Consider the following 12,818-nt stretch of genomic DNA (forward strand, 5'->3'; position numbering starts at 1 on the left):
AGTCGACTAGGACTGGAAATAGCGGGCAATCTGGCCCAGCGTGAACATCTGCATATCGGCCCCGGATAACCAGGCACGATGCCATGAGCAAGTCTCCGCCAGGGCACGCTCTAAACGCCAGCGGGGAGCCCAGCCGAGCAGGCCACGGGCCTTGCTGCTATCGAGTTTGAGCAGACCGGCCTCATGTGGGCCCGCATCATCTAGGATGACTACCTCGCCGGAACCCCACTGCTGGCACATGCATGACACCAGTTCGGCGACAGACAAGCTGTCCGCGTCTTCAGGACCGAAATTCCATGCGTCCGCAAACACTGCGTTCCCCGTCCATAGCGCGTTAGCAAGCCGGAGATAACCAGACAATGGCTCAAGTACATGCTGCCAGGGACGGACCGCAGCCGGTCTTCGCAGCATAATGGCCCGGTCGGCAGCCAGTGCAGCCAGCACATCTGGCACCAACCTGTCAGCCGCCCAGTCACCACCACCGATCACGTTGCCAGCTCGAACGCTGGCGATCAAAGGACCATCAAACGACTGTCGCCAGCAGGCAGCCACCAGCTCCGCCCCGGCCTTGCTTGCACTATAGGGATCATGCCCACCCAAGGCATCGCTCTCGCGATAAGGCCAGTACCATTCCTGGTTGCGATAGCATTTGTCGGTCGTCACAACCACGACGGCACGGACGGTCGGCGTATGTCGTGCAGCCTCGAGTAGATGTGCCGTTCCCATTATATTGGTCGCAAGCGTACCCAAGGGGTCGTGATAACTCTCTCGGACCAAAGGTTGTGCCGCCAGATGGAACACCACCTCCGGCTCTACTTCCGCCAACGCGGTGCGGATCGCATCTGCATTCCGGATGTCTGCAAAAACTGAACTGGTCAGGTGAGAAACAAGCCGGATCTGCTCGAAAAGCGCGGGCTGCGTGGGAACGGACAAACTGAAACCATGTACTTCCGCCCCTGCGGCGGTCAGCATCAACGTCAGCCAGCTACCCTTGAAGCCGGTGTGCCCCGTCACCAGAACGCGGCGTCCTCGCCAAACCGCCAGTTCATCGGCTACCAGACTTTCCAAGGCGCCTCCCCACTGGACCAGAGCTCTTCCAGGCGAACCTTGTCACGCAAGGTATCCATGGCCGACCAGAAGCCCCCATGCCGATAGGCCGTCAGACGTCCCTGCTGCGCCAGTTCCGTCATCGGTTCAGCCTCCCACAAGGTCGCATCACCTTCGATGAAGTCGAACACATCGGGACTGAGCATGAAGAACCCGCCATTGATCCAGGCCCCATCACCGCGGGGCTTCTCAAGAAAGCCCGTCACGACATCCTCGGAGACCAGATCCAGCGAGCCGTAACGGCCCGGCGGCTGGACAGCCGTCACCGTCGCGTAGCTACCGGAAGCACGCCGCTGCTCGTGAAATTGTTTCAGGGCATGGATATCCACATCAGCCACGCCATCACCATAGGTAAAGCAGAAATCCTCATCACCCACATAGGACCGAACGCGCTTCAGTCGCCCGCCCGTCATCGTGTTGTCGCCGGTATCCACCAGCGTCACCCGCCATGGCTCAGCGTAACGCTCATGGACCGTCATGGCATTCTTCGCCATGTCAAAAGTCACATCAGACGAATGCAGGAAGTAATTGGCAAAATACTCCTTGATCACATAGCCCTTGTAGCCCAAGCAAATCACAAAATCATTGATCCCATAATGGGAGTAGATCTTCATGATGTGCCAGATAATTGGCTTACCACCAATCTCTATCATGGGTTTAGGCTTGAGATGGGATTCCTCGCTAATCCGCGTTCCCAATCCTCCTGCCAATATAACCAGTTTCATCCCCACCCTCCCGGCGACAGCTTCTTACTTGCATCCAGTTCTGCGTCAAACTCACGCCCCGTTCCTATCATTGATGGGCTACAGCATATCTGGAGGCCACTTGAAGTAGGGCTGCCCACCCTGCATACCGGTCGCCGCATTGGCGCGTATCAGCGCGGCGACCTCCTGCATATAGACACCCCAGCTCTCTGCTGGGTAACGCTGTTGGTAATCCGTCGAGATTTCGACGCCAAGCTCAACATACTTTTCAGGCTTATCCAGCACATCGGCTACCCGGTCGCGCAATGATTCCTGATCGAACTGGAAACTGAATTCCGCGTGACGGCTGAAATTCTCCTGGAAAAACTGCTGCGTATTTGTCAGGCAAAGCGTATTGAAATCAAAGGATCGCATCGCCCGCTCATGAGGCAATTGACCCGTATTGGGCGACATATCGAGGACCGCCAAGGCTTCCTTGATCAGCGTATCGGACTTTACATAGTCCGCGTAAGGCACCAGCGTCGCGCGTCGGCCATGAAAATCCACATGATCCCAGTTCAGACCATGTATCTCGATCGGGAAGTCGAGCAACGCTTCCGCCATCATGGTGCTCTTGACCCGGCGCAGGTAATCATCAAGCTGGGCGACAAACAACAATCTCAGCTTGACCGCAAAATCAATATCCAGCCCTTTGTCGCTGAAGTACTGCACTACCACACCGTCAATATCGTAAGTTGCCGGATTGTTGATATGGACGACCAGGGCATCTGCCAGATCCATCAGCCAGCCATAGTGCTTGGCAGAGAATGCCTCTCGCCACATGCGCCGTAGCTTCTTGGGGTCATTGCCGTTCTTCAGGAAAACGATCTTGCCGCTACGCTTGGCCGCGATATCCATATCGCCAGGCGAAACAGGATTAACCGCATGCAAGGGGCAGACACCCAGAATGCCGTTCACATTGGGCAGCCGGCGACGAAACTGGTGATGCTCGGGAAAGGAATAGATATTGGCGATCATCGGCAGCGACACATGCCGATCAAAGTAGTACGCAGGCGTATCCCCCTGGATGGAGATAAGGGGAGTCCGCGATTCTTCCCAACCATTTCGGGCTGTTCCGTCGGGCATATTCGCGGTCAGATCAGTCATGATGCCACCGAGCGTGAACGCGAAATCCACCTCTCCTGTATTGATCATCTGCCCCAGTATGTTGATCGCGCCTTCCTGAGCAAAATTGATCTCGACAAATTGCTGACCCAGGCGCTCGAATATTTGCCGCCTTACGCGCCCTGCACCAGCCAGCGCATCACCCGCGGTGGTACCGGAAATAAAAACAACCTTGCCCATTCTTTTCCTTTTCCTGAGCGCCTTGAGGTACGCCTCAGCGACTACACCTCAACGTTGACGATGACCCAGCGCAAGAGGTAACACACTTGATGAGCGACGCCATCGGCTGACCCAGTCATTTCACTGATTACGCTTGCAGCGTGGTGGATTCCTCAGGCCAAAGGCTTGTGCCAGATGACCTCAATCGCACACTCTGCGACCGGTGTCATGGTCTGGTCCAGATCACCCAGATTGGGGCGATAGAACTCATTAAGCAGCACCAGCCGCTCCAGCGTGACTTGCTCACCAAACTCTTTAACCAGATCCAGCACGTTGATGGATTTGGGCAAGCTCGACTGGGGCTTGTAGATCGTAAAGCTCCATTTATGATCATCGTTGTAGCGGCTCGGCCAGTAACCGTGCTCGTACATGTCTTCATCCGGCACGGTAATGACGAGATAGCCGCCGGGCTTGGTCACCCGTATCCAGTTCTGCAGGGCGGCCCGCACGTCAACCATGTGCTCCAGACAATGCGAAGCATGGACAAAGTCGAACGTGCCATCCGCCACCCCCGCCATCAGTTGGGCATCGCCGTCAGGCATATCCCAGATACGTACCGATCGCATCTTCGAAAAAATGCCCACGTATTGGCTCAATGGGTCCGGCGCACCTCCGATATCAACGCCGTCACCCACCAGATACCGGCTATGAAAAGCGCCATCCAGATACCGGCGCCGTGCTGATTTAGACTGTTCCCACACGAATACTCACTCCTTGTTATTGGCTGACGAGGCAGCAGAAGCGGCCTCATCTACCGCGACATATCGCAAGAAAGCCTGCTCCAGCGACATGCTCGGTTTAATTTCGATCAAGGTATGACCCGCAGACTGGATGCGATTCAGCAATGGCCACTGCTGATCGGAGGAGACCTGGGCGAACCAGCGGCCACCGACATCAGCCTGCATCCCCTCGACCGGGGCCTGCCCCATGGAACGGATAATGGCCGATCCCTGCCCCCCCACCAATTCCTCCGGCCGCTGGACAGTGCGCAAGCTACCCTGATGAATCAGACCGAACCGGTCGGCGAGCCGTTCGACATCATGCAGGACGTGCGATGAGAACAGGACCGTACCACCGCCATGACGGTAGGCGAGCAATTCATCGACTACCTCCTTGCGACCAATCGGGTCAAGACCGGATAAAGGCTCATCCAGGATCAACAGGCGAGGTTCGACGCAAAGCGCATGGGCCAGCGCAGTCCGCTGCGCCATGCCCTTGGAAAAACTGCGGATACGGCGGTTAGCCACATGGGCGACGCCAAATCGCTCGAGCCAGTTCATGCAATGCCGTTTGAGATCGGGCTTGCGAAGACCATGCAGCCGCACACCCATCAGCAATACTTCAAGCGGTGTCAGATAGTCATACAGATAGGCATTCTCGGGCACATACCCCAGCCCCTTGCGCGCACGCGGGTCATCGATAGGAAAGCCGAGCACCTCCGCCCTGCCGCTACTGGGCCGGATCAAACCAGCCAGTATCTTGATCGTGGTGCTTTTTCCCGCGCCGTTTGGGCCAACAAAACCGAAAGCCTCACCCTCATCAATCGAGAAGGTGACTTGCTTGACTGCTTCGATCTTCCGCAGCCGCTTGTCACGGAACGTTTTACTAAGCGCGTCAATCTTGATCAGAGTCGTCATGGTTGATTCTCACCCCTCTTTCCGTACCGGCTGAGCCAATACCACCTCGCCAGAGGCATCCAGCACATAACCCAGCCCGATGGGGTCAACGGGCAAGGCCGCCAGCACACCAGCCTTGACCAACTCATCGAGCTTCGCCGGTCCACGACCGGATTGCTGCTTGAAGCGAGAAATCGCTTCCTGCAGCACAACCAGACCCTGGAGTCGGCCTATCCGCTTGTTGAGCAAGGCACTGAACTGCTCATTCTTGCTTTGCGCCACCATTCTTTGCAGCAAATCGATGGCCACCTTCGGGTTCTGCCCTCGGGAGAACCACTTATTGGCAATGGCTTGCAGGGCCGTACGATTCATACCTTCCGAACGCTCGGCAGCCCGCATCAAATCATCTCCGGCGCCCTTGAAGTCGCTATAGAAATAGTAGCGATTGAATCCATGGAAAAATGGTGGGAGCGCATCCTTGGTCCGGGCCTCGGTAGCAAGGCGCAAAACTTCCTGGGCAGCATCCAGCTGATCGTTCCAGGCCAGGATAGCTGCAGCGGTATAGTAATTATCCTCATGGTAGGGGTTCAGTTGCGCCGCGCTGAGCTGTACATCCGCCAGCACTTGATATGTTTCCGGCTTGAGCTGAAACACCCCGGCCGTGACGGCACGAAACGCCCCGATATTGGCGGCAAGGTGCCGATCACCGCCAGCAACAACCAATTGCACAACGGTGGGCAGCGCTAGCTGCATTTCCGTTTCTATACGGTCGCGCTTGAGCTGTGTCACCTGCCGGTTAGCCCCGGCAAAAAGCAGCAACGTTACCGCCAGGGCACCAAGGTACGGGTAAGTGCTACGCATGACCAGCCTCGTAACTCAGCAGCGCCGACACGACCCGGTCGACAACCTCACCCCACTCCCCCTGCACCGTTTGCCTGAACAGACGCATGTTCGGATACCAGGCCGAACGCTCACCAGAACGCCCCCAGCGCCAGTCAGCCTGCTCGGGCAACAACAGCCATACCGGCTTCCCCATGGCGCCGGCCAGATGAGCAACCGCGGTATCGACCGTGATCACCAGATCAAGCTGCTCGATGACCTGCAAGGTTTCGTAGAAATGATCACTCAGCGATGCGGCGTTCAGAATGGGGGTATCTGGCGGCAGGAGCAGCACATCATTCGACGCTACCCCTTTCTGCAAGCTATACCAGGCCACCGACTCGACCTTGAACAAGGGCGCAAGCTTCAGCAAGTCGATACTGCGCCAATGATCGCCCCAATGCTTGGGGTTGCCGGCCCACGCCAAGCCAATCTTGGGCCGGAGCTCGCTGGTAAATAGCTCAGCAAACGGATTAGTACCCGAAACGTCGCGCAAATAAGGTACCAGCTCTCCCAGGAGACGATCTTGCGTGTTCAGCGCATGCGGTAGGCTCATCAGATCTATATGGCAGTCAGCCGCCACCGGATGCTCGCGGTAAGCCTCTTGCGAGATCAGCATCGTGTCTGGTCGCTGTACGCAGGCACCGAACAACTCAGCCAGCCCCCCCTGATGGACCAGAATGCAGCGCCCTTCAAACTGGAACAGATATCGCAAGAACTGGATGCTGTCGCCAAAACCCTGTTCACAGTAGACCAGCAGAGTACGCCCATTCAGTGGCTCCCCTTGCCACAAGGGCAGCGCAGACGAGAACCGTTGGGTAAACGTATCCGAACCCTGCACCCGCCGCTTAGCTTCACACGCCTGCCAACCTTCGCCGTAGCGCTGGTCGGTTAGCAAGTACAGGCCGTACTCATACTCGACCTGCGCTTCTCGCCTGGGTCCAGCCAAGTCATGCAGTTGCTTCATCTGTGCCGGACCAGCCTCCCAGTGAAGTGCAATGCGGCTATTGCCCAATTCCCGCTGCAGTTCAAACGCATCAAGCTCGCCACCCGGTATGGTCATGGAAAGTACCTCAACCGCCTCCGCATACCGGCCAAGCTGGCGCAAGATGGCACCGTGCCAGTACCCACTGACATTGTCCGTTGACCAGCGTTGTCGGTGAGCAGCGATCACGGTCAGCGCCAATTCAAACTGTCGCTGCTGGAAAAGCAGGATCGCCAGATATAGCCGAACTTTAGGGTGATAGGGGTGGCACATCGCTGTGTACTGAAGCTGTCGCAAGGCATCCGACATCTTGCCAAGGCGGTTGGACGCCATGGCCCGATTGATCCCCGCCTCGGGGTGCCGCGGCGATATCTTGAGCACCGCAGCGTATTCTTCGACGGCCAGCTCATCATGGCCGGTCTTACGCAAGCATTGCGCCAGCAGGTAACGGGCCGCCCAGTCACCAGGCGCACGCGCCAGCATCCGCCGAGCGAGCTCGATTGCCTCAGTAAACTCACCCACGGCATGCAGCTGTTCCAGCAAGGCGAAGTCTGTGTCTCGACCCGGCACCTGCGCCTGCTGCTCCTGCCAAAAAGCGGTCAGTTGCGAAGCGGGCAACCTCGAGGCAGCCAGTTGGGCCTGCAAGAATGGCGCACGATCGGAAGCGGGCCATGCCTGTGGCGGGGTATCCATCTGCGCACCCAACCTGGCCATCTGCAAAGCCAGCCGGTCTACAAAACCGCCTTGCTGCGCCGCAACCGCAAACGCAGCCTCCGCACCGGCCCAATTACCCGCAGCAGCGGCCACAAAAGCCTGCCGCTCCGCCTGCAAAGCGGGATTGAATCCCGCTTGGCGAGTGTCACACCAGGCATCAAGGGCCGCCGCTACGCGCACCATTACCTCGGTCCAGGTCTCCGAACTGGTCCGTCGGAATATCCGCATGGAGGGGTACCAGGGGCTATCGTCCCGACCAACAATCCAGCGCCAGTCAGCGGTATCTGGCAGCAGCAACCAGACTGGCTTACCCAGCGCGCCGGCAAGGTGCGCGACCGAGGTATCAACACAGATCACGATATCCAGCGCTTCAATAATGGCGGCGGTATCGTTGAAATCCGAAATATCGTCCGACAGCGACAGTAGCGGTAGGTAGGGTGGCGGACACTCGGCCTGCCCTACAGTCGGCCCCTTCTGAATCGCATAGAAACTCACACCGCTCACCGCGGCCAACGGCGCCCATTCCGCCAACATCATGGAACGATTGTGATCATTGCCATGATCGGGGTTACCGGCCCAGACAATACCAGCCTTGATACCGTTATCGCGGCTCAGTTTGTCTCGCCAGGCCGCAGCCCTTTGTGGTTCGGCAAAAAGATAAGGCACATTGGCAGGGATATCCTCCACCCGGTTGGCAAATATCTTGCCCAGCGACAGCAACGGAATTTGCCATTGGTAGCTGAGGTCCAGCGATTCAACATCCTGTACCAGCTCCGCGCCTTCGCCGGCCTTCATAAGTGCCAGGATGTCGTTGTAGCTGGAAAAGATGACCCGCCCCCCCCGCTGCTGGATAAGGGGGAAGAAGCGCATGTACTGGATAACGTCGCCGACGCCCTGCTCACTGTGGACAAGTATCCCCTGTCCATTGAGGGGCCGGCCATCCCACTCGGGTTCCATCTGCCCATGCGGACCGACAGCACACCCCTTGGCGAAGCGATGATCGAACTCCCGCCACCCTTCTTCCAGTTCGCCTTGCGCCAATAGCAGCAACGACAGATTGAAATGGGCGCCATCGATCTTGTTGTCCAGCTTTAGCACATGCCGGTACTTGGCAACACTGGACGGAAAGTCACGCATGTATTGCGCAAGGCAGGCCGGGTAGAACTGTAAGGTTGCGTCATCCTCCGGCAAATTCGCCATATGCGCCGCAGCCGCTTCATAAAACCGCGCCGTACCCAAGGCAATGCCCTGCTCAGCATCCGCCTTGCGGGCACTCCCATCCGCCCGGCGCCAGCGGTCGCCCCAAATATAGGCTTCGAGAAAGCGCCCCGTCGACCGCAGCACGCCAACCAGCAGCGGATAGGATTCGAGTATCGATGGTTTTCGTATCAAAGCCTGCTGAAAATGATAGATCGCCTCAGGGTTACGTCTCTGCCCCAGGCAGGCGCAAGCCAGCTTGTGATGCAAGTCGGCATTATCAGGCTCAATCAGCAACGCCCGCCGGAACAAGGCCTCGGCTTCGGTAAAGCGATCGGCAACATAGTGGTAAAGACCGACGTTGGTCAGCACAGACGCCGGTACTTCTTCCAGCTCCAGCAAAGGCATCAAGACTTCAGCCCCTTCCTCCTTGCGCGCCTCTTGCTGTAGCAAGCTGGTGCCCAGGTAAAAGCGGGCAGCGTGTAATTCGGGGTGCGCTTGCAATAGCGGCCGCAACATGGCCTCGACTTCGTCATGCTTCTTCAGACGAAGCGCCGCCATCGCCAGCTCCAGCTGCGAGGAAATATCTTGCAGAGAGAGGGACATCAGTTGAATTCTCGACGCTGAAAGAGGAGACAAGCCAACGCCAGCATGACGGCCAGGTAGGCCGTCGCGCCGAGTGGCGCCCAGATCAATACATCCTGAGCCGGATACTGACCGTACAAGGCCGCATCCCGGATATCCAGCCGGCCCAGATCGGGCAATAGCCAGCCGATGAAATCAATCAACGGGACATAGATATGAGCGATATCAGCCCCCTCACTGTGCTTGTCCATCAGGAAAGCGAGAACCTGACCATAGCTACGGGCCGCAAAGGCGAAGGCCGCCCCACAGACCAGCGGCATCAGGGCGGTAGTGGCAAGGCTGGACATCATCGTCGCAAACGCACAGATCACCAATGCGTCCAGCCACACGTAAAGAAGTGTAAGTGTAAAGGCTGATCCAAAGTGCACGGCAAACGCCTGCTGGTAACCACCACTGGAGACCATAACCAAACCATAGACAGCCAGGCCAAGTATGCAGACCGCAGTCGCCAACAATACTGCAATCCCCAGATACCGACCCAGCAGATAGGCCGCCCGATGCTTGGGATAGGAGAGTGCGATAAAGACAGTACGCCGATCAATTTCCTTGGTCAGCAGTTCCTGCACCCAGAACAGCGCCAGCAGCACAGTGATAATGCGTACGCCAGAGATACCCACATCAAGGGCTACCGTCTGCGGATGCCTCCCGGAGAATCCGCTCGCCAACCACGCCGCACCAATCAACATCGCAGCCAAAACCGCGATAGCCCTCAGGGCATGGCTACGAAAGCCCGCCCTCAGCGTTGCAAAAAAATGCTCGCCCATCTTTACCCCTCGACAACCCAATGCAAAAACACAACCATCCGGCAATCCGGACCGGCAGCTGGCTTGGCGTACGCAAATCCCTATCAGCGGCTGAATTTTGCCTCTTGCCCATTCGAACCGCAATGAAGGCCAGCCTTAGATGTAAACGGCGAGCACCAATAGAAAAAGCCCGAACGTACGTTCGGGCTTTTCATACTACAAGCAACCAATTAGCAGCCGGTAACGGTGCTAGCAGTGGTCGGTGCTGCGAAAGCAATGCTGCTGATTTCGCAAGCGGTAACCGAACCACCAGCGGTCGAACCGCCGAAGCTGTGCATACCCTTGGAGTTCATCGACTTCACGCCAGCTTGGGTCGGCGAACCATCAAAAGCCAGAGCGGTGTGAGCGGACAGGGTGATGGCGAACGGCGAAACAACGTAACCACCAGCTTCACCGGAGGTGATGCTAACGTTGGCTTGAGCGGTAGCGCTCGAACCAATGGCGCGGGCTTCTGCATTCATCGACGCAGTCATGGCAACAGCCAATACACCACCCAGAATGACAACTTCAGTAGCTTTCTTCAGTTCCATGTTCAGACTCCTAAATCTTGAATGATGAATACGTGGCTTACAGCGACGAATTGGCGGTCAGGGAAGTCAGGGCATTCTTGGCATCAGCCTGAGCAGCCTTGTCTTGGCCCTTCTTCTGGTATTCGCTGAACTGGGGGATAGCGATAGCGGCCAGAATACCGATGATGGCAACCACGATCATCAGTTCGATCAGGGTGAAACCCTTTTGCAGCTTTTTCATGCTGGAACTCCTTGCAAGGTTAAATAGTGTTTGGCGGACACGCCGTCGCGCATCAAAAAATGACAGAGCAATAACTATGCCATTAGGATGGCTGGCCATTCGCAATCAAATTGGTGACGGCTGAACGCGTATCCGATTGAGCCGCCTTGTCATGCGACTTCTTTTGGTACTCACTGAACTGCGGTATGGCGATAGCCGCCAGGATGCCAATGATGGCCACAACGATCATCAACTCGATCAATGTAAATCCGCGCTGCGATGTCATGACATCATTCCTCCTCAAGAATTCTGTGTAGACATACAGCAAACACCGTGCCACATAGATTCACAGCCCTGCATTGTCAGTGTGTGACGAATTTCGTCATATGCTAATGCTTTGAGTGTTTAAACCACCGCACTGCATCACTATCTGGCCATGATCAGCAGACTTTCCTCGTCCACAACATCAATCTGCCCCGGCTCCAGAAACATCTGCGCGTACTCAAGATAGACTTTCTCCCGCACAAACACCTCGAACAGATCAACGTCCACATGCTGATCCCGCGTCATTCGCGCCAGGATGGTCAACGATTCCGACAGCGTCTTGCCTGGCTTATAGGGCCGGTCACGCGCAGTCAGTGCCTCGAAAATATCGGCAATGCCCATCATCCGCGCCTGCACACTCATCTGCTCCCGGGTCAATCCGCGCGGGTATCCCTTGCCATCCATGCGCTCGTGATGCCCGCCTGCATATTCCGGCACGTGGGCCAGATGCCTGGGCCAAGGCAAGGCTTCGAGCAGACGAATGGTCACGTCGATATGATGATTGATGATTTGCCGCTCGGCGGCAGTCAGCGTCCCGCGTGCGATGCTGAGGTTCTCAACCTCGTCCACACTCAAGAAGGGCATAGGCTGACAATTTGCGTCACTCCAACTGTAGGCGGCAATCTGACGCACCCGCTCCTGGTCTTCTGGCCGCATGAATTCGCCACCGACATTGGCGCGGCGCAGGAAAGCCTGGTCATCGGCATACTGTGCCAGCAGCGCCTCATAGCCCGCGCGATCAAGCAGCCCCTTCAGCTGCGCGATCTCGGCGTCGCGCCTTAGCACCTCGAAGCGCGCATCCACCAGTGCCATCCGGTCAAAAATCGTCTCAAGCTTGGTCGCCTTGTCCACTACATGCACCGGCGTGGTGATCTTGCCGCAGTCATGCAAGAGGCCCGCGATCTTCAGCTCATACCGGTCCTTCTCGCTCATCTCGAACTCGCGGAACGGCCCCCAGTCAACTCGACCTGTCGCCTCTGCCAGTAGCATGGTCAACACCGGTACGCGCTCGCAATGACCGCCGGTATAGGGGCTCTTGTCATCGATCGCGGTATTGATCAGCTTGATCAACGCTTCGAACAGGCTTTCGAGCTGGTTGATCAACTGGCGGTTGGTCAGCGCGATGGCCGCCTGCGACGCCAGCGACTCCACCAATCGCTGGTCCTCGTTGCTGAACTCCTCGATCTGGCCTTGTGCATCGAGCGCATTGATGAGCTGCAGCACGCCGATGATCTCGTTCTCATGGTTGCGCAGTGGCACGGTCAGGAAGGATTTGGAACGGTAGCCATTGGTCGCGTCGAAACGCTTGGTACCGGAAAAATCGAAGCCCACCGCCTCGTAGGCGTCGGGGATATTGAAGGTATGCCCTTCCAGTGCCGCGCAACCGACCACGGTACTGGTATTGGGGCTGCCGTCGGGCAACTTCAGCGCGATCGGCGGCATCGGTGGCCGCTTGCCGGTACTGCCTCCCAGCGCAATCCCCAACGAATCGGTACGGACAATCTCGAACTGCAGCTGTCCATCCTTCACCAGGTACAAGGTACCGGCATCGGCATGCGCCAGATCCTTGGCGGCAATCAGAATCAACTCCACCAGCCGATTGATGTCGCGCTCGGCGGACAAGGCCACGCCGATCGCATTGAGCATCTCCAGCCGCTGCATCAGCTCCCCGGCATCCTGCATCGCGCACCTCGTCCCTGCTGTACCCGCTGCCATAGCGCGGGTCATCTGA

12 protein-coding genes and 1 pseudogene are annotated in these 12,818 nt (G+C 57.3%); 1 reads left to right on the forward strand and 12 read right to left on the reverse strand.

Features of this window, described 5'->3' with window-relative positions; all coding sequences use genetic code 11:
• Positions 1-6 precede the first annotated feature (6 nt).
• From rfbG to ACYVHK_RS24100, 3 genes are all read right to left on the reverse strand, one after another.
• On the reverse strand, positions 7-1,068 hold the full coding sequence (rfbG, locus tag ACYVHK_RS24090; RefSeq protein ID WP_460537511.1) for a CDP-glucose 4,6-dehydratase: 1,062 nt from the start codon (positions 1,066-1,068) through the stop codon (positions 7-9).
• On the reverse strand, positions 1,053-1,832 hold the full coding sequence (rfbF, locus tag ACYVHK_RS24095; protein WP_460537513.1) for a glycosyltransferase family protein: 780 nt from the start codon (positions 1,830-1,832) through the stop codon (positions 1,053-1,055). The genes rfbG and rfbF overlap by 16 nt, the downstream gene beginning before the upstream one ends.
• A gap of 78 nt (positions 1,833-1,910) precedes the next feature.
• The gene (locus ACYVHK_RS24100) at positions 1,911-2,840 is read right to left on the reverse strand and encodes a hypothetical protein (protein ID WP_460537515.1); all 930 of its coding nucleotides are present in this window, start codon (positions 2,838-2,840) and stop codon (positions 1,911-1,913) included.
• Between ACYVHK_RS24100 and ACYVHK_RS24105 the strand changes: the two genes are divergently transcribed.
• Positions 2,841-3,236 carry a hypothetical protein gene (locus tag ACYVHK_RS24105; RefSeq protein ID WP_460537517.1) on the forward strand — a complete coding sequence of 132 codons (396 nt, stop codon included), beginning with the start codon at positions 2,841-2,843 and terminating at the stop codon, positions 3,234-3,236.
• Positions 3,237-3,307: 71 nt separating this feature from the next.
• Here ACYVHK_RS24105 and ACYVHK_RS24110 read toward each other — a convergent pair whose 3' ends face one another.
• The 9 genes and pseudogenes from ACYVHK_RS24110 to ACYVHK_RS24150 form a co-directional block, all read right to left on the reverse strand.
• Positions 3,308-3,760: a methyltransferase domain-containing protein gene (locus ACYVHK_RS24110; RefSeq protein WP_460537519.1), complete on the reverse strand. Its 453-nt coding sequence runs from the start codon at positions 3,758-3,760 to the stop codon at positions 3,308-3,310.
• A 141-nt stretch (positions 3,761-3,901) separates the two neighbouring features.
• Positions 3,902-4,831: an ABC transporter ATP-binding protein gene (locus ACYVHK_RS24115; protein ID WP_460537521.1), complete on the reverse strand. Its 930-nt coding sequence runs from the start codon at positions 4,829-4,831 to the stop codon at positions 3,902-3,904.
• A 9-nt stretch (positions 4,832-4,840) separates the two neighbouring features.
• Positions 4,841-5,671, reverse strand: a complete 831-nt coding sequence (locus ACYVHK_RS24120) for a hypothetical protein (RefSeq protein WP_460537523.1) — start codon at positions 5,669-5,671, stop codon at positions 4,841-4,843.
• Entirely contained in the window at positions 5,664-9,191 is a 3,528-nt protein-coding gene (locus tag ACYVHK_RS24125; protein ID WP_460537525.1) for a tetratricopeptide repeat protein, read from the reverse strand. The genes ACYVHK_RS24120 and ACYVHK_RS24125 overlap by 8 nt, the downstream gene beginning before the upstream one ends.
• A complete protein-coding gene (locus tag ACYVHK_RS24130; protein ID WP_460537527.1) occupies positions 9,191-9,994 on the reverse strand; it encodes an ABC transporter permease in 804 nt (267 codons plus the stop codon). The genes ACYVHK_RS24125 and ACYVHK_RS24130 overlap by 1 nt, the downstream gene beginning before the upstream one ends.
• Before the next feature lie 209 nt (positions 9,995-10,203).
• Positions 10,204-10,563 (reverse strand): hypothetical protein, encoded by a 360-nt coding sequence (locus ACYVHK_RS24135; protein ID WP_460537529.1) that lies wholly within the window; start codon positions 10,561-10,563, stop codon positions 10,204-10,206.
• Positions 10,564-10,686: 123 nt separating this feature from the next.
• Positions 10,687-10,783, reverse strand: a pseudogene (locus ACYVHK_RS24140) (prepilin-type N-terminal cleavage/methylation domain-containing protein); the annotation flags it as partial.
• An 82-nt stretch (positions 10,784-10,865) separates the two neighbouring features.
• A complete protein-coding gene (locus ACYVHK_RS24145) occupies positions 10,866-11,048 on the reverse strand; it encodes a prepilin-type N-terminal cleavage/methylation domain-containing protein (RefSeq protein ID WP_460537531.1) in 183 nt (60 codons plus the stop codon).
• Positions 11,049-11,188: 140 nt separating this feature from the next.
• On the reverse strand, positions 11,189-12,769 hold the full coding sequence (locus tag ACYVHK_RS24150; RefSeq protein ID WP_460537533.1) for an HD domain-containing phosphohydrolase: 1,581 nt from the start codon (positions 12,767-12,769) through the stop codon (positions 11,189-11,191).
• Between the last annotated feature and the right edge of the window lie 49 nt (positions 12,770-12,818).

Source organism: Chitinimonas naiadis, assembly GCF_054780835.1.

Bases quoted from the DNA above. Each gene is read 5' to 3' on its own strand.
- rfbF (WP_460537513.1), bottom strand. From the start codon at position 1,832: ATGAAACTGGTTATATTGGCAGGAGGATTGGGAACGCGGATTAGCGAG.
- ACYVHK_RS24105 (WP_460537517.1), top strand. From the start codon at position 2,841: ATGCCGATCAAAGTAGTACGCAGGCGTATCCCCCTGGATGGAGATAAG.
- ACYVHK_RS24110 (WP_460537519.1), bottom strand. From the start codon at position 3,760: ATGCGATCGGTACGTATCTGGGATATGCCTGACGGCGATGCCCAACTG.
- ACYVHK_RS24115 (WP_460537521.1), bottom strand. From the start codon at position 4,831: ATGACGACTCTGATCAAGATTGACGCGCTTAGTAAAACGTTCCGTGAC.
- ACYVHK_RS24120 (WP_460537523.1), bottom strand. From the start codon at position 5,671: ATGCGTAGCACTTACCCGTACCTTGGTGCCCTGGCGGTAACGTTGCTG.
- ACYVHK_RS24125 (WP_460537525.1), bottom strand. From the start codon at position 9,191: ATGTCCCTCTCTCTGCAAGATATTTCCTCGCAGCTGGAGCTGGCGATG.
- ACYVHK_RS24130 (WP_460537527.1), bottom strand. From the start codon at position 9,994: ATGGGCGAGCATTTTTTTGCAACGCTGAGGGCGGGCTTTCGTAGCCAT.
- ACYVHK_RS24135 (WP_460537529.1), bottom strand. From the start codon at position 10,563: ATGGAACTGAAGAAAGCTACTGAAGTTGTCATTCTGGGTGGTGTATTG.
- ACYVHK_RS24145 (WP_460537531.1), bottom strand. From the start codon at position 11,048: ATGACATCGCAGCGCGGATTTACATTGATCGAGTTGATGATCGTTGTG.
- ACYVHK_RS24150 (WP_460537533.1), bottom strand. From the start codon at position 12,769: ATGCAGGATGCCGGGGAGCTGATGCAGCGGCTGGAGATGCTCAATGCG.